Here is a 21,844-nt window from a genome sequence, read left to right as displayed (position 1 = left end):
GCATTATGACATTTCGAAGGGAAATCACAATGATTTAAGCCAGGGATCGGCATCAGGTTCAGGGAAGGATTTCGCCATGAACTCCGTAAAGGCGCGCACCTTGGCCGACAGCAGGCGGCGGCTCGGATACACCATATAGACACCCAGCCGCCCTACGCAGTGGTCGCGCAGCAGGCGCACCAGTTTTCCGTCGGCAATATCGTCGCCCAAAGTGAAAGACGGGCGCATCATCACGCCCAGCCCGGCAATCGCCGCTTCCCGCAACACGGCGTTGTTATTGGACACCATCCGGCTGACGATCGGCACCTCCACCGGCTTGCCGCCACATTGTACGGGCCAGGTATGGCGTACCTTCTCATATGAATGGTTCAGGCAATCGTGCTTGCTCAGGTCGCGTGGCGCCATCGGCTCCCCCTTCCTGCTGACATAGCCGGGGGCGGCGGTCAGCACCACGCTGGAGGTGGCCAGTTTGCGGGCGATCATGCTGCTGTCGATCTTCTGGTTATCGATGAAGATGCCAATATCGTAGCCCTCCTCCACCAGATCGACCGGACGGTCGGCCAGGGTCACATCCAGCACCACCTTCGGCTCGGCCGCCGCAAACACGGGCAGCAGCGGCGCCAGCGCAGTCTGGCCGAAATTCGGATGGCAGTAGATGCGCAACGTCCCGCTCGGGCAGCGCGCCGACTGGGCGGCCATGGCGTCGGCATCGTCGATATCGCTCAGGATATGGCGCACCCGGTCCAGGTATTGCTGGCCGGTTTCGGTGAGTGAGAGTTTGCGGGTGCTGCGGTTCAGCAGGCGGGTGCCGAGGTGCTGTTCCAGGTCCGCCACATGGCGGGTGACCACGGCATTCGAGATATCCAGCTGGTCGCCCGCTCTGGCGAAGCTGCCCTGCTCCACCACTTTGGCGAATACCCGCATCGATTGAAGACGGTCCATGACAGCGTCCTTTATTTCTGTTTCAGAAATGGTCCATTGCCATTATTGGTCTTTTTTGCGCGAACCGCAACGGTTAGACTGGCTTCACTTCTCCGGTTTCTGAAGCCCGGTAATCTCCCTCCTCAGGCCGCCTTCGGGCGGCTTTTTTTCAAATGCATTTCAGTCGCGTTTTTTTGCAGTTGATTCCGCGAATTTGTGCGTCTGTCTTTTTCCGCACAACGCGGGTGACTGTTTGTCATATCGTTCAATTGTTGCCACCCTGGACAGTGATAAACAAAATGAAAACGCTGATCGCTACCGCTTCCGTTCTTACGCTTGCCGCCCTCGGGGTGAGCGCCCTGCAGACCACCCAAGCCGCCGCCCCGACCTCGGCGGAATTCGGCCGTGAGACACGCACAATGACCGCTTTCACTGCGGTGGACCTGTCCGGTCCTTACAAAGTGCTGATCAATGCATCCGGCGCCCAGCCCGGCCTGGAGCTGAGCGGTGTGCGCAAGGATTTTGCTGAAGTTGAGACGGTGGTGGAGAACGGCACGCTGTTCGTGCGCCCCAAGCACCGCAATCACTTCACGCTGCGCTTTGGCAAAGGACACGAACCTGTGGTCGTCAGCATTGCCGCGATTGGTCTGAAGAGCCTGAACATGTCCGGCAGCGGCGACGTGGAACTTGAACATTTCGAGGGCAATGAGCTGAAGCTGAACTCCAGCGGCCCTGGTGACCTGCATGCTTCCGGCATGGCGCGTGACCTGACGGTCCGCGCCAGCGGCAGCGGCGATCTGGACCTGCACCGCCTGCGTGCCAATAGCCTGAATCTGCAGATGAGCGGTCCTGGCGATGTGCATGCGACCGGCGTAACGCAGGATCTGAACGCCGTGCTGTCCGGTTCCGGCGACCTTGAGGTGGACGATATGCGCGCCGCCAAGGTCAATGCCAGCATGAGCGGCCCTGGCTCGGTGTCGCTGAGCGGCACCAGCCGCGAGATCCGCGCCGAGATTGGCGGTTCGGGCGATCTGGAAGCGTGCTCGCTGGCCGTCGAAACGGTCAGCGCGATGCTGAATGGTCCCGGCGGCGCCTGCGTGAGCGGCACGATCAAGCGCTTCGACGCCGAAGTACACGGTTCTGGCGACCTGGAGGCACGTGGCCTCCAGGCGCAGAACGCGCGCGTCATCATGAGCAGCGCGGGCAATGTAAGCCTGTCCGGCAGCAGCACGACGCTGAGCGCGGACATCAGCGGCTCGGGCGATCTGGATGCGAAAGGCCTTGAAGTGGCGCGCGCCATCACGCGCAGCAAGGGTCCAGGCAATATCAATCTGCGCAAGGTCAGCGAGACTCTGGACGCAGAGGTTCAGGGCTCGGGCGATGTGAACGCCGAGACGGAATGCAAGAACGTGAAAGTGACGATGAGCGGCCCCGGTGGTGTGCACCTGCGCGGCAAGTCGGCTTCGCTCGACGCGAAAGTGAGCGGCTCCGGCAGCCTGGATGCACGCGGCATGCTGACCAGCCAGGCCGCTGTGTCGGTACGCGGAGCGGGCAATGTGGTCGTCAACGTGAAGGGCAAGGTTGATGCGCAGGGCCGCCAGATCGTCACTGACAAGGAGCGCCTGGTCTGGATCGACCGCAGCGGCACCCGCGAAGAACACTGAATTTAAAAATTGTAAAGATTACGAAATCGCTGTCGGCATCTGTGGTGCTGGCAGCGATTAGTTTTTCAGGGCGTCCATTTGGCGCTGCAGGTAGCGCCTGAGCGCGGGGTCGGCTTCCAGGCCGATTGCGCGCTCGTAGGCACGCGCGGCGTCTTTTGTCTGCCCCGACTGCGCCAGCAGCGCTGCACGCGCGGCCCAGTAAGGCTGATACTCCGCCAGCCGCGCATCGCTTTCCAGCACATCCAGAATCGCCAAGCCCTCCAGCGCGCCCGCCTTCGCCGACGCGGCGCTTCCGCTTGCCGCTTCCTGCTCCGCCGCCTGCGCGGCGGCCATGCGCGTTGCGCGCCAGCGTGCGGCACGTCCACGCGGCGGCGCGGCGCGATCGATCGGCACGACGTTGCCGCCGCGCGGCGATGCTGCGTCGGCCGGAGCGGCGACATCAGCCTGCGCGACGCCGCCCCGCGCCGCACCGCGGGCGCCGGCGAGATCGGCGCCGTCGGGTCCTGCGCTGCGGGCGGCAGCGAGGGCGATCGCGCGGTTGATGGCGATGATGACGGAGCCGGTCTGCGCGAGCAGGACGTCGTAGAGTTGCACGACCGAGGCCCAGTCCGTGACACCAGTGTGACGGCGGGCGGCGTGGACGGACTGCACTGCGGCTTCGAGCTGGAAACGTCCCGGCCGTCCGAAAGACGATGCGCGCAGCAGCAGCGACTCCGCCTCGCCGATGGCGGCAGCATCCCACAGCGCAGGATCTTGCTGCAGCAAAGGCACAAACTCGCCCTGCGCATCGCGGCGGGCCGAGCGCCGCGCTTCCGTGTGCAGCATCAGCGACAGCAAACCCAGAACCTCCGGTTCATCCGGCATCAAGGCCGCGAGCAAGCGGCCCAGCCAGATCCCCTCCTCAACCAGCCCACGCGAGGCAGAGGCGGTGCCCGCGGGATCAGCCCACCCTTCCGAATACACCGCATACACCGCCGACAGCACCGCATCCAGCCGTTCGGGCAGCTCATCGCGCTCCGGCACGCGGAACGGAATGCCCGCTTGCCGGATGCGCGACTTGGCGCGCACCAGGCGTTGCGACATGGCGGAAGGTGCAACCAGGAACGCCGAAGCGATGCGGCCCGCGTCAAAGCCCAGCACCGTCTGCAGGATCAAGGGCGCGCGAACGCCCGCCTCCAGCGCCGGGTGCGCGCAAGCAAACATCAGCCGCAAGCGATCGTCGGGGATTTCTTCCATCTCAGGCTCGATCTCATCGGACAGCATCACCAGCGTCGGCTCCGCCTCTTCGGCGGTGATACGGCGGCGCGTCGCATCGACCATGCGCCGCCGCGCCACCGTCAGCAACCAGGCCTCCGGCGTACGCGGGATGCCGCTGACGGGCCACTCCGCCAGCGCTGCGGCAAAGGCTTCGGATAAGGCATCCTCCGCCCCCGCCACATCACGTGTGCGGGCCGCCAGAAAGGCGACCAGCTTGCCGTAGCTCTGGCGCGCGACCGCCTCGGCGGCGCTTACTGCCCCCATACCGGACGCACTTCCACGGCGCCATACGGAGCAGCCGGATGGCGCCGCGCCCAAGCCAATGCAGCGTCCAGGTCCGCCACATCGATCAGATAAAAGCCGGCGAACTGCTCCTTGGTTTCCGCGAAAGGACCATCCTGCACATTGGTCCCGCGCACGGTGGTCGACGCGCCGGTCGGCTTCAGGCCGCGGTTCGACACATAGACGCCGGCGTCCTTCAGCGCCTGGGTGTAAGCCACATAAGCGGCATGGAAATGCTTGGCCTCTTCGCGCGGGATGGCCATCATCTTTTGTTCTTCACCGTATTGCATCAGCAGGAATTCCATAATTATCTCCATTGAGTTTCATTGATTATGACGGGCACTGTGCTTCGTCATGACAATGTCGTCCGGGACGCGGCGATTTCGACATTTGCAAAAATCATATGATAAACCAGCACCAATTCATACCAAAGACCATACCATTTTCCTATCGGAACAATTTTAATGAAATCAATTACTTAGAATCGCAAATAGCAAGTTGTAGCGCGCGACCGCCACGCGCAACACAATACCAGTTAAATACCTGTTGACAATCTGGTGTGGTCGCTCATATAGTGCCCCACAGCTCTCTTATTCCAACTAAAAATGATCGAATTCCTCATCGGGGTAGACGGTGGTGGCAGTGGTACCCGCGTGCGCCTGGCGCGCATTGACGGCGTCGCGCTGGCTGAAGGCACGGCCGGTCCATCCGGTCTGCTGCACGGTATCAAAAGCGCCTGGTCGGCCGTCGAAGAAGCCGCCGCACAAGCCTTCACCAACGCTGGTCTGCCGCAATCGCCGCGCGAAAACGTCGCAATTGGTCTGGGATTGGCAGGCGTCCACAACAAACAATGGGCCGCCAACTTCGTGGCCGCCAATCCCGGCTACGCTGCCGTGGCGCTGGCAACGGACGCCTTCACGACCGTGCTGGGCGCCCACGAAGGCCAGCCCGGCGCCATCATCGCCCTGGGCACCGGCAGCGTCGGCGAAATTCTGCATGCGGACGGCACCCGCCATGAAGTCGGCGGCTGGGGTTTCCCTGCCGGCGATGAAGCGGGTGGCGCATGGATCGGCATGAAAGCCATCAACCATATCCAGCACGTGATCGACGGCCGTGCCAAGCCAAGCGAGTTCGCCAGCGCCGTGATCGAAGCCTGCGGCGGTGACCGTGACCGTATCCAGGTGTGGCTGGCCAACGCCACCCAGACCAATTACGCCCAGCTGGCGCGCATCGTCCTGCAGCACGGCGACAGCAATGACGTGGCACGCGAAATCCTGATCGAAGCCGGCAAGCAGGTCGCCCTCATCGGCGATGCGCTCGATCCGGCCCGCAAGCTGCCGATCGCCTTGTGCGGCGGACTGGGTGAACCGCTGCGGGCCTATCTGCCGAGCGAACTGCTGCAAAGGATCGTTCCACCGAAAGGCGATTCCGCTGCGGGCGGCCTGCGCCTGATCCAACAACATCTGAAGGAGTAGCCCGTGCTATCCCAGTTGAGTGATTTCCGGCCGGACGCCGACAGCGACACCCCTCTGTATATGCAGCTGGCGAACAAGCTGTCGGACGGCATCGCCAGCGGCGACTGGCGCGCCAACGAGGCCCTGCCCTCGGAGCGCGTGCTGTCCGAGATGCTCAACATCTCGCGCGTGACAGCGCGCAAGGCGATCGACATGCTGTGCGACCGCGGCATGCTGACCCGCAAGCGCGGCTCGGGTACTTACATCACGCCGAAACTGGAACAGCCGCTCTCGCGCCTGACCAGCTTTTCCGAAGAGCTGCGCCAGCGCGGCTTTACGGCCGGCTCGCGCTGGTTGCAGCGTGAGATCGGCATCGCCGCGCCACTGGAGCTGCTGTCTCTCGGCCTGTCGCCCAACATGCCGGTCGCGCGCCTGAAGCGCCTGCGGACGGCGGACGATGTGGTGATGGCCATCGAAACCTCGACCATTCCGGCAGCCTATATGCCGAATCCGAACAGCGTCACCGATTCGCTGTACGGCTATCTGGAAGCGAATGGCACGGTGCCGATGCGCGCCCTGCAGCACATCCGCGCCATCAATGCCAATACTGAACAAGCCCGGCTGGCGAACATCGCTCCCGGCACGGCCATGCTGCACATCACGCGCGTGAGCTATCTTGAAAACGGCGCAGCAGTGGAATTGACCCACTCTTTCTGCCGTAGTGATTATTATGAATTTGTAGCGGAGTCGCGTCGATGACCGAGTCAATCAAAGGCAATATCCTGACACCATTCGGCTGGGTGAACGGTGAGATCGCGTTCGCCGATCGCATCGCGAATATCAGCGGCAACAGCAGCGATCCAACGCTCAACAGCGACGATTACATCCTGCCCGGCTTTATCGATCTGCACGTGCACGGCGGCGCCGGCAAGGATGTGATGGAAGGCGGCGACGCGGTACACGCCATCGCCCGCATTCATGCCCGCCACGGCACTACCAGCCTGCTGGCCACCACCATGACCGCTCCGCCGGAAGACATCGACCTCGCACTGACTGCGATCGGCAAGGCCGTCAAGCAGCGCGGCAAGAACGAGGCGCGGGTGCTGGGCGCCCATCTGGAAGGTCCGTACATCAACTCCGGCAAGCTGGGTGCGCAGCCGAATTTCGCCCGCCCTGCCACGCTGGCCGAAGTGCAGCGCCTCGAAACCATGGCGCCGCTCAAAGTGATTACCGTTGCGCCGGAAATCGCCGGCCACCTGGAACTGGTGCGCGACCTGACCAATGAAGGCATGCGCGTACAGATCGGCCACACGCTGGGCTCTTATGAAGAAGGCGTGGCGGCACTGGAACACGGCGCGTCCGGTTTCACCCACCTGTTCAATGCCATGAGCGCCCTGCACCACCGTGAGCCGGGCATGGTCGGCGCCGCGCTGGCGCATGCCGAATTTGCCGAACTGATTCCGGACCTGCTGCATGTGCATCCAGGAGCGATCAAGACCGCGCTGCGCGCCATTCCGCGCCTGTACTGCGTGACCGATTCCACCGCTGCCACCGGCATGCCGGACGGCGAGTACATGCTGGGCCGTCACATCGTCCACAAGTGCATGGGCGGCGTGCGCCTGCCGGATGGCACGCTGGCCGGCTCCACGCTGACGCTGGACCAGGCGCTGCGCAATCTGGTCGGCCTGGGCATCGACCTGGCCGATGCGTCCAAGCGCGTGTCGACCCACGCCGCCGACTATCTGGGCATCGATGAGCGTGGCCGCCTGAAGCCGGGCGCCTATGCCGACCTGGTGGTGCTGGACCGTGAACTGAATCTGAAAGCCGTTTATATCGAAGGAGAACGTTGTGACCTCAATGATGCTTAAAGAAGCCCTGTCCTCCGCGGAGTGCGTCGCCGAAGCGCTGGCGCACGATGCGGACCGCTACGCGGAACTGGGACGCAAATTGAGGAGCACGTCCTTCTCGACCGCGCTGACCGTGGCGCGCGGCAGCTCGGACCATGCTTCCAATTACATCGCCTACCTGATCATGTCGCGCCTGGGCCGTGTGGTGGCATCGTTGCCGATGTCGCTGGTCACGCTGCACAAGTCGCCGCTGATCACGCGCGACACGCTGACCATCGCCGTATCGCAATCCGGCCAGAGCCCGGACGTGGTGGAACCGATCCGCTACTTCCGCGACGGCGGCGCCACCACCGTGGCGCTGGTGAACGATATCGACTCGCCGCTGGCGCACGCTGCCGAGTGGGCGATGCCGCTGCGCGCAGGTAAAGAACAGAGCGTGGCCGCGACCAAGAGCTTCATCACTTCGCTGGTGGCTGGCGCGCGCATGGTGGCGCAGTGGCAGAACGATCCCGAACTGATGGCAGGTCTGGATGCGCTGCCGGAAGCACTGCGCGCCGCTGGCCAGGCTGACTGGTCGCAGGCGCTGGATGTGCTGGCACCGGCCAAGAACATCATGGTGGTCGGCCGCGGCATCAGCTTCCCTGTCGCGCTGGAATCCGCACTGAAGTTCAAGGAAACCTCGGCCCTGCAGGCGGAAGCCTTCAGCGGCGCGGAAATCAAGCACGGCCCGATGGCGCTGATCGAAGAAGGCTATCCCCTGCTGATCTTCGCAACCCGTGGTCCGACCCAGGCTGGCCTGCTGGCGCTGGCCGACGAAATGCGCGGCCGTGGCGCACGCGTGCTGCTGGCGGCTCCGGATGATGTGGCTTCGCGCGATCTGACGCTGCCGGTAGCCTCGACGCCGGACCTGGACCCGATCGTGGCAATCCAGGCCTTCTATGTGATGGCGGCCAAGCTGTCGGCTGCGCGCGGCCTGGACCCGGATCGTCCGCGCCATCTGCAAAAAGTCACCAAGACCAACTGATCCCCTCCCCGGCCATCAATGAAGATCAAGACTATGGTTGTTGCATTGATGGCCGCGACTACCTGCGCCTGGGCGGCGCCGGTCCAGAAGATCGAGTTCTGGACCTTCAGCATGAAGCCCAAGTTCACGCCTTATTTCGAAGACCTGGTGCGGCGCTATGAGACCGCCAATCCGGACGTGAAGCTGGAGTGGGTCGACTTCCCCTGGGATATCATCCAGACCAAACTGGTGACGCGCATTGTGGCCGGAACGCCGCCGGCGCTGGTCAATCTCAACGTACCCTGGGCTGATGAATTTGCGCGCGACGGCTTGCTGCAGCCGGTCAACGGCCTGCTTGATGGCGCCCACTATATGCCCGCCGCGCTCCAGGACCTCACTTTCCGCGGCAAGACCTACGGCTTCCCGCTGTACAGCAATGTCGCGGTGATCGCCTACAACCGCGAGATCTTCCGCGCTGCGGGAATTCCTCACGCGCCGCGCAATCTGGATGAGCAGCTGGCGTTTGCGCGTCAGATCGCCCAGCGCACGGGCAAGGCTGGTTTGTGTCCCGCGCTGTCGAAGATTGATGGACTGATGATGCAGCAAGGGTTGCCCGTGCTTGCGGGCGGACGCGCCGTCTTCAACTCCGAAGCGCACGTCGCCTTCATCCGCAAGCTGGCCGATACATACCGCGTGGGTGGTCTGCTAAAGGATAGCCTGTTCGCGGAGGACAATTTCCCTGCCGCGATTGATGCCTACAAAGGCGGCCGCCTCGGCATGCTGCTGGCGCCACCGACTGCCATGAAACGCATCCAGTCGGACGCGCAGGATATTTATTCGATTACCGATGTCGCACCCGCGCCGCTTGGCCCCACGGGCATTGCGGATGGCGGTTGGCTGATTCACTTCGGCATTCCGGCTGGCGTGCCCTCGTCGCAACTGCCCGCGATCGGCAAGTTTGCGCGCTACCTGACCAATGACGCGAATGCACTGGCGTTTGCCAAGCAGGCCAGTGTCTATCCATCCTCAACCCAAGCGGCGAATGATGCGTTCTTTGTTTCCGTGCCGCTTGGCGCGGGCGCGGCGGAGAAGGCTGTCGCAGCCGGCGCTGTGTCGATGCCGCATGCACGCACCATGTACGTCTCCGGCATCGAAGACTATGACGAGCTGCGTCGCGCGCTGGTGAAAGCCGTCGAAGCGGGCGTCACCGGCCGCCAGGACATCCAGGCCGCGCTGGACGCCGCCGTCGCCATCTGGAACAAGAAACTTGCCGCGCACCCTGCCGCTTCGGCCGCCGGTGCAGTACCAGCGCATCCCGCCCCGACGGCGCGCCCTGTCGCAGGGGCTGGCGGCAAGGCAGCGGCGTGCACTGTCACAGAGCCGGGCGGCGACAAGGCAGTGGCGTACGCTGTCGCAGAGTCGGGCGCGGGCGCGCCGGCGGAGGTCCGCTGATGCCGCGCTCCCTGGCCGCCTGGCTCTTCCTCGCTCCCGCGCTGATCCTGCTCGCGGTGTTCTCGTTCTGGCCTGTCGGCTACGGCTCGTATCTGGCCTTCACCGACTACAGCCTGATCCGTCCTACTCACTGGGTCGGCCTGGATAACTTTCGCTACATCTTCGATAACGAGATGTTCGTGACCGGCTTGCGCAATTCGCTCATTTTTCTGCTGATGGTCCCTTTCGTGCAGATTGGCGCGCTGTCGCTGGCGGTGCTGGTCAATAACAACCTGCCCGGCATTAGGCTATTCCGCGCGGCTTACTACGTGCCGGTAGTCACCACCGTCTCCGTGGTCGGCATCATGTGGGGATTCATGTTCCACGAACAGGGCGCATTGAACTACGCATTGATGGCGCTTCGAATGGTCGACGCGCCAGTCGGCTGGCTGCAAGACCCAGCCCTCGCGCTGGCCGCGATCATGTTCGTGACCATGTGGCGCGGCCTTGGCTGGTATATGGTGATGTACCTCGCCGCCCTGCAATCGGTTCCCGCCGACATGCAGGAAGCGGCCATTCTCGATGGCGCCAACCGCTGGCAGCGATTCTGGAAGATCACCGTGCCGATGCTGCGTCCGACCATCATGGTCAGCTCCATCCTGTCCGTGCTGGCCGCGCTCAAGGCCTATCAGGAAGTGGACGTGCTGACGCAAGGCGGCCCAATGAATTCCACCTTCACGGCCCTGTACTACGCCTACGACCAGGGACTGAAGCACCTGAAGCTGCCGCGCGCGCTGGCCGCGAGCTTTATCGTTTCGCTGATCTGCATCGGCATTGCTCTGCTCTGCCTGCGCTACCTGAAGCCCAAGCACCGATGAAGACTGCCGCCCATTACCTGCTGCTCGGCGCCATCGCGCTGCTGTGCGTCTTCCCGTTCTGGTGGACGCTGGTGACGGCGCTGTCTACCGAAGGCAATATCTTCGCTTACCCACCGACCTTCTGGCCTAAATCGCCTTCGCTGGCAAATTTCGCGGAAGTGTTCCGCGTGATCCCGATCCTGTCCTTCCTCAAGAACTCGATCCTGATCGCCGTCTTCACGGTGTTCTGGAAGCTGGTGCTGTGCTCCATGGCTGCCTATCCGCTGGCGCGCATGCAGTTCCGTGGGCGCAAACTGGTGTTCGGCCTGATTCTCGCCACGCTGGTGCTGCCTTCCGAGGTCAACTTCCTCGTCAATTTCATCACGGTCACCAAACTGAGCCTGGTCGATACCTACGCCGGCGTGATCCTGCCGAACGTGGTCACGGCGGTTGCCATTCTGCTGTTGAAGCAGGCATTCGAGGAAGTGCCTCAGGACCTGATCGATGCAGCGCGCGTGGACGGCGCCTCTGAATGGATCATCTTCTCGCGCATCATGCTGCCGTTGATCGCACCGTGGCTCGCCACAGTCGGCATCCTGACCGCGGTGGAAGCCTGGAACGAATACATCTGGCCATCCATCGTGATGAGCAAGCCGGACGAATTTCCGCTGTCGGTTGGCGTGCTGTATTTGCGCGGCACCTTTGGCAGCAGCACGCGCGTGATCGCGGCGGGCACCATCATCACTATTCTGCCGACACTGGCGGCATTCCTTTTCACCCAACGTTATTTCATGCGCGGCATGGACGGAGCTGTTAAATGACCCATAATGAACTCAGAAAAATCGCCGGTAAGCTGATCATGATCCGTTTCCCCGGCACGGTCCTCGATGCCGCGACGGCAGACTTCATCCGCGATAACGGCATCCGTGGCGTATGCCTGTTCCGCGGGAATATGACCGACTCCGCCCAGCTGTCCAAGCTGACCGCCGATCTGCGCGCGGTGATGGGGCCTGAATCGCTGATCGCCATCGATCAGGAAGGCGGCGCCGTGGTACGTTCAACCTGGGTGCCTGCGCCGCCTGCCGCGATGGGCCTGGGCGCCGCCGACGACCTCGAACTGGCGCGCCGCACTGGCGCAGCGGTGGCACGTGCCGCGAAGTCGCTTGGCTTCAACTGGAACTTCGCACCGGTACTGGACCTGAACAACAATCCGAACAACCCGGTAATCGCCGAGCGCTCTTTTGGTGCGGAGCCAAAGCGCGCCGCCGAACTGGCGATGGCGTGGATGGCGGGCAGCCATGCTGAAGGCGTAGCCTGCTGCGTCAAGCACTTCCCAGGTCACGGCGACACGCACGTGGATTCTCACCGCGACCTGCCAACTGTGGACAAATCCGTCGACGAACTGAACGCGCTGGAACTGGCGCCGTTCCGCATGGCCGCGCCGCAAGCGCCTGCCATGATGACCGCGCACATCGTCTATCCGGCCATCGATGCGGAAAATCCGGCCACCATGTCGCCTGCCATTCTGGACGGGATTCTGCGCAATCAGTGGGACTACAAGGGCGTGATCATCACCGACGGCATGGACATGCACGCGATTGCGGGCCGCTACGGCGTAGGCAATGCCGCCGTGCGTGCGCTGGTGGCGGGCGCCGACATGGTCATGGCGCTGGGCACCACGGAAACGCAGAACGAAACGCTGGATGCGATTGCCAAGGCCATCGCCGACGGTTCAATCACCCAGGTGCAAATTGACGAACGCCTTGCGCGCCTGTCCGCGCTGGCGCAAGAGTATCCATGCACACCGCGTGCTTATGCGGAAGATGCGGCCGATCGCGAAATCATGTCCGAAGGCTGGCGCCGCGCACTGACCGCGCGCGGCAACCCGCAACGTCCGGCGGCGGGCAGCAAAGTGCGCCTGGTTGCACGTCAGGACGTGGTGAGCGACGGCGTTTCCGAAGCCGGCGTACCGGCGGGTGTTGTCGCGGCCTCGCTGGGCAAGCTGTACGAAGTGGAGTTGATCACCTTCAGCGACGCCAACACTTTCGACTGGAATGCGCTGCCGCAGGATGGCCGCTTCACCTTCCTGGCGTCCACCTCGCGCCTGCGCTACGGCGACCACGCCCGCAACAACTGGAAGCCGGACCTGCACCTGGCGCTGTGGAATCCGTATCAGGCGCTGGACATCCAGTCCCCGGCACTGATGACTTACGGCTTCGCCGCTCCAGCATTGGAAGCCATCAACGCCTGGTTGTCCGGTGCGTTGGAAGCCCAAGGCCGCTGCCCTGTTCCCGGTTTCGAATAAGGACCATAAACGATGAGCGCCAACCGCAGCCCGCTGACGTGGGTGCCGACCCTGTACTTTGCACAGGGCCTGCCTTACTTCTCCGTCGCCCTGATCGCCAGCCTGATGCTGAAAAGCCTTGGTGTGCCGAACGACGATATCGCGCATTGGACCGCCTACATCGGCGCGGCCTGGATCTTCAAGCCGCTGTGGAGCCCCTTCCTCGAACTCGCGCCGAGCAAGAAGCTCATCGTCGTCTCCTTCCAGCTGATTGGCGGCGTGTGCATGGGGCTTGTCGCCATCTCGCTGCATCTGCCCTTCTGGCTGGCGGCCTGCATCGCCATGCTGGCCCTCGTCGCCATCGCATCCGCGACCCACGATATCTGCTGCGATGGCCTGTACATCTTCAGCCTGACGGAAAAGCAGCAGGCGCAGTACGCGGGATGGACCGGCACTTTCTTCAATGCAGGCCGCTTCATTTCGCTGGGCGGTCTGGTGATCCTCGCGGGCATTCTGGAAAAATCGCAGGGTATCGTTCCTGCGTGGACCATCATCTTCTGCATCCTGTGCGCGACCATGATTGCGCTGGGCCTGTACCACAGCTGGGCGCTGCCGCTGGCGCCCAACGCCAGGCTGGAGGATCACACGATCGCCGGCGTGGCGCGTACGCTGAAGGACGTGATCATCGAATACTTCCGCAAGCCGGGTATCTGGGTATCGATCCTGTTCATCATTCTGTTCCGCGCCGGCGAAGCACAGGTGCAGACGATTGGCCCGCTGTTCCTGCGCGATGCACGCAATCTGGGCGGCCTGGGCCTGACCACGGCCGAAGTGGGCGCCGTGTACGGCACCACCGGCACCATCGCCTTCATCATCGGTTCCATCGCCGGCGGCTATTTCACCTCCTGGCTCAGCCTGCGCCGTGCGATCCTGTTCCTGATCCTGGCGATGAACCTGCCGAACCTGGTGTTCTATTATCTGTCGCACGCGCTGCCGACCGACCTGACCGTGATCGGCGCGGCGCTCAGTCTGGAAATGTTTGGCTACGGCTTCGGCTTCGTCGGCGTGATCCTGTACATGATGCAGGTGGTCGCCCCGGGCAAATACCAGACCGCGCACTACGCCTTCTCCACCGGCGTGATGCAGCTGGGCTTCGTGCTGTTCAAATGGATCAGCGGCGACATCCAGCTTGCGCTGGGCTACAAGAATTTCTTCGTGTGGGTGCTGCTTGCTGCGATTCCGGTGGCCGTGCTGTCGCAGTTCATTCCGATGACTGCCCGCCAGCGCACGCCCGCCAAGGCGGACGCGGAAGCAGCAACGGTGGTCTGAGCGATGGCAGGAGTCACCCTCAAAAACATCGTCAAGCGCTACGACGACAAACACCAGGTCATTCACGGCATCGATCTCGACATCGCTGACGGCGAGTTCATGGTGTTTGTCGGCCCATCCGGCTGCGGAAAATCCACGCTGCTGCGCATGATCGCGGGTCTGGAGCAGATCTCGAAAGGTGAGCTGCACATCGGCGGCAAGCGCGCCAACGACGTGCCGCCGGCGCAGCGCGAGCTGGCCATGGTATTCCAGTCCTATGCGCTCTACCCGCATATGACGGTGTACGAGAACATGGCCTTCGCACTGAAACTGGCTGGCCACAAACCGGCTGCCGTACGCGAGGCCGTGGAGCGCGCCGCCGCCATCTTGCAGATCTCGCCGCTGCTGGAGCGCAAACCGAAGGAGCTGTCCGGCGGCCAGCGCCAGCGCGTGGCGATTGGCCGCGCTATCGTGCGCAAGCCGCAACTGTTCCTGTTCGATGAGCCGCTGTCCAACCTGGACGCCAGCCTGCGCGTGCAAATGCGCGTGGAAATCAGCCGCCTGCACCGCGAGCTGAAGACCACCATGATTTATGTGACGCATGATCAGGTGGAAGCGATGACACTGGGCGAGCGCATCGTGGTCTTCAACGGCGGCCGCATCGAACAGGTCGGAACGCCGCATGAACTGTATAACGAGCCGGCCAACCTGTTCGTGGCAGGCTTCCTCGGCTCGCCGAAGATGAACTTCATTCCCGGCGAAATCGTGGCCCTCGGCGCGGAACATGTGGCCGTGCTGCTGGCGACGGGCGCTATCGTCGAAGTGGCAGCCCTGCCCGGCGAGGCCGCGCGCGGCGACCAGGTGACACTGGGCGTACGCGCCGAGCACCTGTCGCTGGCGCCGACCGAGTTCAATCAGATCGAGGCCAAGGTAGGCCACATCGAGTACCTCGGTGACATATCCATTGTGTATATGGCACTGCCCGGCGTACCGGAACTGGTGGCCGTCAAGCTGCCGATGGACGCTCCGCCGCCCGCGCCCGGCGCACCTGCCGGCGTGCACCTGCCACCCGAGCGCTGCCTGCTGTTTGGGGCGGAAGGAAAGTGTTTCGCTCGTCCGAAAGCTCTGGTTACAATTGGCCCCTGTTGAAAACCCGTATTGTTCCGATTTTATGGGACAATACACGTTTGTCCCTGTTTGAAGGATTGAAAACTATGTCCCAATTCCGTTTCGCCCGCATTGGCCTGCTGCTCGCCGCTATCGGTCTGAGCGCATCCCCAGCACTGATGCAAGCTGCCCATGCTGCCGATGAGAAGCCAGCCGCCGCCGCGCCGCAGGAAACCGTCCGCAAGGACATGATCAAGCTGCTGGATAACAATACGATCAAGCCGCTGATGGACCAGAAGAAGTACGCCGATGTGAAGGCGCTGCTGGACCAGGCTGACGCCATGCCGGACAAGACGCCGTACGAAGCCTACATCATCAACCGCATGCGCATTCCTGTGGCGCTGGGCATGGGCGACAAGGAAGGCCTGATCAAGCTGCTGGAATTCGCGATCAACTCCGGCCGTCTGGACGCCAAGGACAAGACCAACTTCACGCAAGCCATCGCTTCGACCTACTTTGAACTGAAGAACTACCCGAAAGCCATCGAGTGGTTCAAGCGTTATGAAACCGAAACCGGCGACACCAAGTTCCACACCACCATCCAGCGCGCTGCTTACCTGAGCAACGACTTCGCCAGCGTGAAGACTGACCTGGGCAAGGAACTGGCCGAGGCGATGAAGGCCAACAAGCCAATGAGCGTGGACGAACTGCACCTGCTGGGCAGCGCGGCCAACAAAACGAAGGACAAGGAAACCTACCTGAACGCGATCGAAGCGCTGGTCCGCTGGTATCCGAACGACGCTTACTGGCTGGACCTGCTGAGCCGCACCCGTGGCAAGGACAGCTACTCCAACCGCTTCGCGCTGGACGTGTACCGTCTGCAGAAGGTCGCCATGACCAAGATGGAAGCCGAAGACTATTCCGACATGGCTGAACTGGCCCTGCTGGAAGGCCAGCCGACCGAAGCCAAGCAGGCAATGGACGCCGCGTCGAACCAGGGCCTGATCAAGACCGACAAGCAGAAGAAGCTGAAGGCGCAAGCCGACAAGCAAGCTGCCGACGACTTGAAGAACATCGCATCCGGTGAAGCTTCGGCCAAGAAGTCCAAGGACGGCCGCGGCCTGGTCAACCTGGGTTACGCTTACGTGACGATGGGCGAGTACGACAAGGGCATCGACCTGATCAAGCAAGGTATCGCCAAGGGCGGCCTGAAGAACGCGGAAGACGCCAAGCTGCGTCTGGGCGTGGCACAGGCAATGGCTGACAAGAAGGAAGACGCCATCGCTACCCTGAGCACCGTGACCGGCACCGATGGCCGCGGCGACATGGCGCGCTACTGGATTCTGTGGGTGAACCGTCCATATCCAGCGAAAGCGGCACCGGCTGCCGAGCAATAATCAGTTTCGGCTGAATTAGAAACGGGAAAAGGCTCTGTGCCTTTTCCCGTTTTTTTATTGCTGAGAGGCGCGCACGATTGGAATCGCGCTTGCCTCAAAAGAATTTCTACGCTGTAATAGCGATCCATATGGTTATCGAAAAAACAACTCGATGCTGGATCGCCTCACACAGGACACGCGCCTGCTCCGACTGACCACACCGGCAGGCACTGCACAGCTGCTGGCCGAGTGCGTGCGCGGTGAGGAAGCGATCGGCAGACCGTTCGCGTTCGACATCTCCGCGCTGTCGACCGATGCCGCCATCCCGCTCAAATCGCTGGCCGGCCAGCCCGTTCTGCTCGAACTACTGACGGCGGACAGCACACTGCGCCCCTTCCATGGCCACATCCTCGCGGCAGAACTAAGCGGGTCGAACGGCGGCCTGGCGCGCTATCAGCTGCGCCTGGAACCTTGGACCGCTTTCCTCGGCAAAGGCCGCGACAGCCGCATTTTCCAGAACATGAGCGTGTGCGACATCCTGGATGCACTGCTCGCGAGCTGGCGAGGCCAGGGCAAGCTGGCGCCGGCATGGCGCTTCGAGTTGGCTGATCGTGGCATCTATCCCAAGCGCAGCCTGTGCACGCAGTACCAGGAAAGCGACTGGGCCTTCGCTGAGCGGCTGATGGCCGAGGAAGGCCTGTTCTACTTCTTCGAACACTTTGGCGATGCAGCCAGCCCGTCGCTGGGCAGCCATACCCTGGTGATCGCGGACCATAACGCCGCCTTCAAGCCCAATGCGCAGGCCCTGGTGAACTTCACGCAGCCGGGTGCCGTCATGCGCGAAGACAGCATGGACCGCTGGCGCAGGGAAACGCGCCAGCTGACCAATGCCATCGCCCTGCAAAGCTGGGATTACCGCACCCTGCACAAACGCACCGTGAACGCCGCCGGAGCGGACAGCGCTGCGCTGCCCTTGACCGCCAGCGACGTCCCCGGCGCGTATGCCTACACCAGCCGCGAACACGGACAGCGCCTCGCCGAAAGACACCTGCAAGCGCTGGATACCAGGCGCAATACCGCCACCGGCGCCGGCACGGTGCGGACCATCGCGCCGGGCACCACGTTTACACTGCAAGGCGAAGCCACAACTTCGATGCTGGGCGACGATGCCTGCAAGTTGCTGACCACGCGCGTGCTGCACCTGATGCACAACAACCTGTCGGCGCAAACACGCTCGGTGCTGCAGCAGAAGCTCGGCCCTTCGCCGCTGGAGGCAAGCCGGCACGCCACCCGCGAACCGCTTGCCGAGCGTCCCCTGTACCGCAACCGCGTCGAGGCCATCCGCGCCAGCCTGCCCTACCGCAGTACAGCCGAGTGGCGACGCCCGACTGTGCAGGGACAGCAAACCGCCATCGTGGTCGGCCCATCCGGTGCGCCGGTGCATACGGATCGCGACCATCGCATCAAGGTGCAATTCCACTGGCAGCGGGGAGATGGCAGCCATAGCCGCCTGTCGCCATCAATGTCCGCGGGCGAAACCGGCGCCCCGGCCGACGACCGCGCCGGTACCTGGGTGCGCGTGGCGACGCCGCTCGCCCCAATCGCCGGAGCCAACTGGGGCAGCAATGCCCTGCCGCGCGTCGGGCAGGAAGTGCTGGTCGATTTCCTGGAAGGCGATATTGACCGTCCCGTCGTCATCGGCACCTTATACAACGGCCGAGGGCAGCCTGACGCGCAGCATAACCAGGTCGCGCAAGGCAACGGCGCAGCGATCGGCAATGCGCCCGCGTGGTTCCCCGGCGAGACTGAAGCGTACGCCCATGCCGCCGTGCTGTCCGGCCTCAAAAGCCAGTCCTTGCAAAGCAGCCAGACAGGCTCCGGGGCGTACAGCCAACTGGTGTTCGACGATACGCCAGGCCAGTCGCGCCTGTCCCTGCAATGCCACGCCCAGCCGCATCAGGGCTCAGCGGAACTCAATCTCGGCTTCCTGCGCCAACAGACGGACAACCAGCGCCTGCTGGCTGTGGGCTTCGGCGCCGAGCTGAAAACCGAACATGCTCTGACACTTCGCGCCGGGCAAGGCATGCTGCTGAGCAGCCGGACCTCGCAAGGCGCCAGCGGCCAGGTGCTCGAGTCACGCGAGGCACAGGGGCAAGTGGAGGCCGGCGCAGAACGGCTGCAGGCGCTGGCCGAGCTGGCGAAGACCCACCAGGCCGGCCTGCCAAAGGAGCCCGATCCGGAAAAGCTGCCCGCAGTCGAGGGCCTGCGCAAGAGTGCGGAAGCGCTGGCAAGCCGCACCTCCGCTGGCGTCACAGCATTCGGCATGCCATTGATGCAGTGGGACAGCCCTGCCGGCATCGTTGCCGCCACACCCGCCAGCGCTGTACTCACCGCCGGTATCACGGGCAGCATGTCAGCCGGCCAGGACATCAACTTCGCCTCGCAAGCCAATCTGCTGCATTCCGCTGCGGGCGGCGTCAGCCTGTTCACGCGCGGCAAAGCGGACGACAGCCAAAAACTGAACCAGGAAACCGGCCTGCATCTGCACGCAGCCAGCGGCAAATTCAGCACGCAGAGCCAGGACGGACCGACGACTGTGAGCGCATCCAGGACTGTAACCGCCGCCAGCACGGATGCCGATGTCAGCATCGCCGCAAAGCAGCATGTACACCTTACCGCACAAGGGGCCGCGCTGCGCCTGGAGGGCGGAAATATCGAGCTGCGCGCGCCCGGCAAGGTGGAGTTCAAGGCGAGCATGAAGGATTTGACCGGCCCGCAGAACGCCAGCGCCAGCCTGCCCGCCCTGCCGAAGCTGGCCGTACCCAATCTTCCGGCCCGCTACAGCAATCGACTGGATGTCAGCAATCTCTTTGTCCAGCATGATTTCGGCGCGGTGTCGTTTGCTGCGAAACGCGCGGACGGCAAAGCGGTGACCGGCCTGCTCGACCAGCATGGCCGCACGGCCCAGGTCTTTGTACCCGCCGAGGAGAACATCGATGTACTGGCTGGCACCAGCCTGCGTCAATGGAACCTCATCTACGATTACGACAACGAGCAAGACGCATGAAAGCCAAGGATACGCCCGCCGAAGACCTGGCCAGCCTGGTCAGAATCAAGCTGATTGACCCGCTGGGCAACAGCATCGAAGGCCTCAAATACCAGATCCGCGAAGGCAGCAAGGTCGTCGCCAAGGGCAGCACGGACGGCAGCGGCGCCATTGGTCAGTTTGCGTCGCGTATTGGCGCCCAGCTCGAAATCTACGTGGAACGCTTTGCCAGCGATGGCATGAAGCAGATCAGCACCCTGGTGCCGTGGGCGGAGAAGTTCTCCGTCAAGCTGGCCAGCGGCAAGGTAAAAAAAACCGTCACGAGCGCCGAACATCATGGCGATGCCGGCGATTACCAGCGCAAGACCCATGTCGTGAAGAGCGGCGACACTTTATCGACCATCGCGGCAAAGAACGGCGCCACGGCGGAAGCGATCGCACGCCTGAACGGCATGCAGCTGAACGAAGTCCTCAGCATCGGCCGGGTACTCAAGCTACCTGTCGACAAGCCCGCCGCCACGCCCGGCGCTGCTGCCCCACCCAGCAGCAAAGCCGACCAGACGCCGGTGCCGATCAAGATCGAACCGGCGCGCGGCGAGAACGGCACGCCCAAGACCGACGCCAACGCCACCTGCGACAAGACCGGCTGCCTGAAGGTTGGCGACAGCGGACCACTGATCGAAGAATTGAATATCCGGCTGTTCGGCTTTGGCATCACCATCGTGCCGGGCAAAAAGTGGAACGAGTTCACGGACAAGACGGCCGCCGCGGTGAAGCAATTCCAGCGCGACTACATGGGCGTACCTGAAACCGGCAATGCCTGCGGCGGTGTGCTGCAGGCGCTGGACGAGTTCCGCACCAAATACCCGGTAAGCGTGGCGGCGATGAAGTGCGTCTGCGGCAAATGCGATGGCTTCGGCCATGGCTATGCCACATCCGAGAAGGTCGAAATGTACAAGAACGCGGCCAAGAAAACGCCCTATTCCGGTACCGAATACCCTGGCATCCACCGCGCCTTGATCTGGGGCTTCCGCGCCGCGCTGTTCTATACGCAGACCAAGGACGCGGACCTGAAGTACAAATTCCTGAAGATCTCGTCCGGCTACCGCTGCTGGCACGATAACAAGAAACACAGCAGAACCTCGACGAACCACATGGGCAATGCCCTGGATCTGCAATTCACACGGAATGGCGGAAAAGAGCGCTGTGCAGGCGAGGACATCGACAACCTGCGCACCAAGGTGTTCATCGGCCGCATGCACGCGCAACTGAACTGGCCGAACCAGAACAAGCTGTCGCTGGAACCGGCCTCGCTCGGCGCCAAGAGCTGGGTGCACATGGACGTGCGAGAATTCGGCGCCGACTGGAAATCCAGCCGCTATTACGCCACGACACAAGGTGCAGCGGATGGCAATCCGCTGGTCGAGATGGCACGCTCCGAATCCCGTTTCAAGCTCGTCAACTGCGCAGGCATTCCGGCACCACCGCCAGCCGGCAAGACCGATCGCCTGGCTATTGCCACCTTGAAGCTGTCCCGCGCGGGGCTGGACTTCATCAAGGACTGGGAAAAATATGGCGACAAGCCTTATGACGATTCAGAGGGCTACTGCACCATCGGCTACGGACACCTGATCGCAAAGAAAACCTGTGCAACGCTCGCGCAGGAGCGCAACTCCGAATACGAAGCCGTCAAAAGCGGGGTAACGCGAGAAGATGCGCTCTCTATTCTTGAAGACGACGTGGACACCGCCGTGCAGGTGGCGAAAAAATTCGCCCAGGTCCCCATGTATCAGCATGAATTCGATGCGCTGGTAAGCCTGGCCTTCAATGCAGGCGGATTGAAAAAATTCCCCAAGCTCGTCTCGAAACTTAACACGCTCGATTACAGCGGCTGCTGTGACGAATTCGCCGATATCACGAATGGCGGAACCTCAGGCCTGGTAAAACGCCGGCAGGCGGAAATGAAGATGTTCCGTAATAATGTCTATGACTCGACTCACTAAGAAA

The 21,844-nt window shown here is 62.8% G+C and carries 17 protein-coding genes; 14 read left to right on the top strand and 3 right to left on the bottom strand.

Annotated elements, in window-relative coordinates; translation table 11 throughout:
* Positions 1 to 24: 24 nt before the first annotated feature.
* A complete protein-coding gene (locus AB4Z19_RS16675; protein WP_442035642.1) occupies positions 25 to 942 on the bottom strand; it encodes a LysR family transcriptional regulator in 918 nt (305 codons plus the stop codon).
* A 278-nt stretch (positions 943 to 1,220) separates the two neighbouring features.
* On the opposite strand from AB4Z19_RS16675, the gene AB4Z19_RS16670 reads away from it, so the two are divergent.
* The gene (locus tag AB4Z19_RS16670; protein ID WP_442035641.1) at positions 1,221 to 2,585 is read left to right on the top strand and encodes a GIN domain-containing protein; all 1,365 of its coding nucleotides are present in this window, start codon (positions 1,221 to 1,223) and stop codon (positions 2,583 to 2,585) included.
* Between the two features lie 57 nt (positions 2,586 to 2,642).
* On the opposite strand, the gene AB4Z19_RS16665 is transcribed toward AB4Z19_RS16670, so the two are convergent.
* Together AB4Z19_RS16665 and AB4Z19_RS16660 are read right to left on the bottom strand one after the other, a co-directional pair.
* Positions 2,643 to 4,106 (bottom strand): RNA polymerase sigma factor, encoded by a 1,464-nt coding sequence (locus AB4Z19_RS16665; protein WP_442035640.1) that lies wholly within the window; start codon positions 4,104 to 4,106, stop codon positions 2,643 to 2,645.
* Positions 4,094 to 4,429 (bottom strand): YciI family protein, encoded by a 336-nt coding sequence (locus AB4Z19_RS16660; protein WP_442030113.1) that lies wholly within the window; start codon positions 4,427 to 4,429, stop codon positions 4,094 to 4,096. Before AB4Z19_RS16660 ends, AB4Z19_RS16665 begins: the two co-directional genes overlap by 13 nt.
* Before the next feature lie 300 nt (positions 4,430 to 4,729).
* Here AB4Z19_RS16660 and AB4Z19_RS16655 point away from each other — a divergent pair, with 300 nt between their 5' ends.
* The 13 genes from AB4Z19_RS16655 to AB4Z19_RS16595 all read left to right on the top strand — a co-directional run bounded on the left by AB4Z19_RS16655 (position 4,730) and on the right by AB4Z19_RS16595 (position 21,840).
* Positions 4,730 to 5,599: a BadF/BadG/BcrA/BcrD ATPase family protein gene (locus AB4Z19_RS16655; protein WP_442035639.1), complete on the top strand. Its 870-nt coding sequence runs from the start codon at positions 4,730 to 4,732 to the stop codon at positions 5,597 to 5,599.
* Positions 5,600 to 5,659: 60 nt separating this feature from the next.
* Positions 5,660 to 6,337, top strand: coding sequence for a GntR family transcriptional regulator (locus tag AB4Z19_RS16650; RefSeq protein WP_442028829.1), 678 nt, complete (start codon positions 5,660 to 5,662; stop codon positions 6,335 to 6,337).
* The gene (nagA, locus tag AB4Z19_RS16645) at positions 6,334 to 7,446 is read left to right on the top strand and encodes an N-acetylglucosamine-6-phosphate deacetylase (RefSeq protein WP_442035638.1); all 1,113 of its coding nucleotides are present in this window, start codon (positions 6,334 to 6,336) and stop codon (positions 7,444 to 7,446) included. The genes AB4Z19_RS16650 and nagA overlap by 4 nt, the downstream gene beginning before the upstream one ends.
* Positions 7,436 to 8,449, top strand: coding sequence for an SIS domain-containing protein (locus AB4Z19_RS16640; RefSeq protein WP_442035637.1), 1,014 nt, complete (start codon positions 7,436 to 7,438; stop codon positions 8,447 to 8,449). Before nagA ends, AB4Z19_RS16640 begins: the two co-directional genes overlap by 11 nt.
* A gap of 18 nt (positions 8,450 to 8,467) precedes the next feature.
* On the top strand, positions 8,468 to 9,880 hold the full coding sequence (locus AB4Z19_RS16635) for an ABC transporter substrate-binding protein (protein WP_442025863.1): 1,413 nt from the start codon (positions 8,468 to 8,470) through the stop codon (positions 9,878 to 9,880).
* Positions 9,880 to 10,737 carry a carbohydrate ABC transporter permease gene (locus tag AB4Z19_RS16630; RefSeq protein ID WP_442035636.1) on the top strand — a complete coding sequence of 286 codons (858 nt, stop codon included), beginning with the start codon at positions 9,880 to 9,882 and terminating at the stop codon, positions 10,735 to 10,737. The genes AB4Z19_RS16635 and AB4Z19_RS16630 overlap by 1 nt, the downstream gene beginning before the upstream one ends.
* The gene (locus AB4Z19_RS16625; protein ID WP_442025865.1) at positions 10,734 to 11,537 is read left to right on the top strand and encodes a carbohydrate ABC transporter permease; all 804 of its coding nucleotides are present in this window, start codon (positions 10,734 to 10,736) and stop codon (positions 11,535 to 11,537) included. Before AB4Z19_RS16630 ends, AB4Z19_RS16625 begins: the two co-directional genes overlap by 4 nt.
* Complete coding sequence (nagZ, locus tag AB4Z19_RS16620; protein WP_442025866.1) at positions 11,534 to 13,021, top strand: beta-N-acetylhexosaminidase; 1,488 nt, start codon at positions 11,534 to 11,536, stop codon at positions 13,019 to 13,021. Before AB4Z19_RS16625 ends, nagZ begins: the two co-directional genes overlap by 4 nt.
* A gap of 12 nt (positions 13,022 to 13,033) precedes the next feature.
* Entirely contained in the window at positions 13,034 to 14,329 is a 1,296-nt protein-coding gene (locus AB4Z19_RS16615; protein WP_442025867.1) for an MFS transporter, read from the top strand.
* Positions 14,330 to 14,332: 3 nt separating this feature from the next.
* A complete protein-coding gene (locus AB4Z19_RS16610) occupies positions 14,333 to 15,457 on the top strand; it encodes an ABC transporter ATP-binding protein (RefSeq protein ID WP_442025868.1) in 1,125 nt (374 codons plus the stop codon).
* Positions 15,458 to 15,522: 65 nt separating this feature from the next.
* Complete coding sequence (locus AB4Z19_RS16605) at positions 15,523 to 16,812, top strand: tetratricopeptide repeat protein (RefSeq protein ID WP_442025869.1); 1,290 nt, start codon at positions 15,523 to 15,525, stop codon at positions 16,810 to 16,812.
* A 151-nt stretch (positions 16,813 to 16,963) separates the two neighbouring features.
* Positions 16,964 to 19,858: a type VI secretion system Vgr family protein gene (locus AB4Z19_RS16600; protein WP_442035635.1), complete on the top strand. Its 2,895-nt coding sequence runs from the start codon at positions 16,964 to 16,966 to the stop codon at positions 19,856 to 19,858.
* Complete coding sequence (locus AB4Z19_RS16595) at positions 19,855 to 21,840, top strand: glycoside hydrolase family protein (protein ID WP_442035634.1); 1,986 nt, start codon at positions 19,855 to 19,857, stop codon at positions 21,838 to 21,840. Before AB4Z19_RS16600 ends, AB4Z19_RS16595 begins: the two co-directional genes overlap by 4 nt.
* Positions 21,841 to 21,844: the final 4 nt, after the last annotated feature.

The sequence above is a fragment of the Pseudoduganella sp. RAF19 genome (assembly GCF_052114165.1).
Classification (GTDB): domain Bacteria; phylum Pseudomonadota; class Gammaproteobacteria; order Burkholderiales; family Burkholderiaceae_D; genus Rugamonas.
This window is presented reverse-complemented; position numbering and strand designations above follow the sequence as displayed.

Coding starts and splice junctions, on each gene's coding strand:
- AB4Z19_RS16605 (WP_442025869.1), top strand. CDS start 15,523: ATGTCCCAATTCCGTTTCGCCCGCATTGGCCTGCTGCTCGCCGCTATC.
- AB4Z19_RS16660 (WP_442030113.1), bottom strand. CDS start 4,429: ATGGAATTCCTGCTGATGCAATACGGTGAAGAACAAAAGATGATGGCC.
- AB4Z19_RS16670 (WP_442035641.1), top strand. CDS start 1,221: ATGAAAACGCTGATCGCTACCGCTTCCGTTCTTACGCTTGCCGCCCTC.
- AB4Z19_RS16600 (WP_442035635.1), top strand. CDS start 16,964: ATGCTGGATCGCCTCACACAGGACACGCGCCTGCTCCGACTGACCACA.
- AB4Z19_RS16655 (WP_442035639.1), top strand. CDS start 4,730: ATGATCGAATTCCTCATCGGGGTAGACGGTGGTGGCAGTGGTACCCGC.
- AB4Z19_RS16640 (WP_442035637.1), top strand. CDS start 7,436: ATGATGCTTAAAGAAGCCCTGTCCTCCGCGGAGTGCGTCGCCGAAGCG.
- AB4Z19_RS16650 (WP_442028829.1), top strand. CDS start 5,660: ATGCAGCTGGCGAACAAGCTGTCGGACGGCATCGCCAGCGGCGACTGG.
- AB4Z19_RS16625 (WP_442025865.1), top strand. CDS start 10,734: ATGAAGACTGCCGCCCATTACCTGCTGCTCGGCGCCATCGCGCTGCTG.
- AB4Z19_RS16635 (WP_442025863.1), top strand. CDS start 8,468: ATGAAGATCAAGACTATGGTTGTTGCATTGATGGCCGCGACTACCTGC.
- AB4Z19_RS16665 (WP_442035640.1), bottom strand. CDS start 4,106: ATGGGGGCAGTAAGCGCCGCCGAGGCGGTCGCGCGCCAGAGCTACGGC.
- nagZ (WP_442025866.1), top strand. CDS start 11,534: ATGACCCATAATGAACTCAGAAAAATCGCCGGTAAGCTGATCATGATC.
- AB4Z19_RS16675 (WP_442035642.1), bottom strand. CDS start 942: ATGGACCGTCTTCAATCGATGCGGGTATTCGCCAAAGTGGTGGAGCAG.
- AB4Z19_RS16610 (WP_442025868.1), top strand. CDS start 14,333: ATGGCAGGAGTCACCCTCAAAAACATCGTCAAGCGCTACGACGACAAA.
- AB4Z19_RS16595 (WP_442035634.1), top strand. CDS start 19,855: ATGAAAGCCAAGGATACGCCCGCCGAAGACCTGGCCAGCCTGGTCAGA.
- AB4Z19_RS16630 (WP_442035636.1), top strand. CDS start 9,880: ATGCCGCGCTCCCTGGCCGCCTGGCTCTTCCTCGCTCCCGCGCTGATC.
- AB4Z19_RS16615 (WP_442025867.1), top strand. CDS start 13,034: ATGAGCGCCAACCGCAGCCCGCTGACGTGGGTGCCGACCCTGTACTTT.
- nagA (WP_442035638.1), top strand. CDS start 6,334: ATGACCGAGTCAATCAAAGGCAATATCCTGACACCATTCGGCTGGGTG.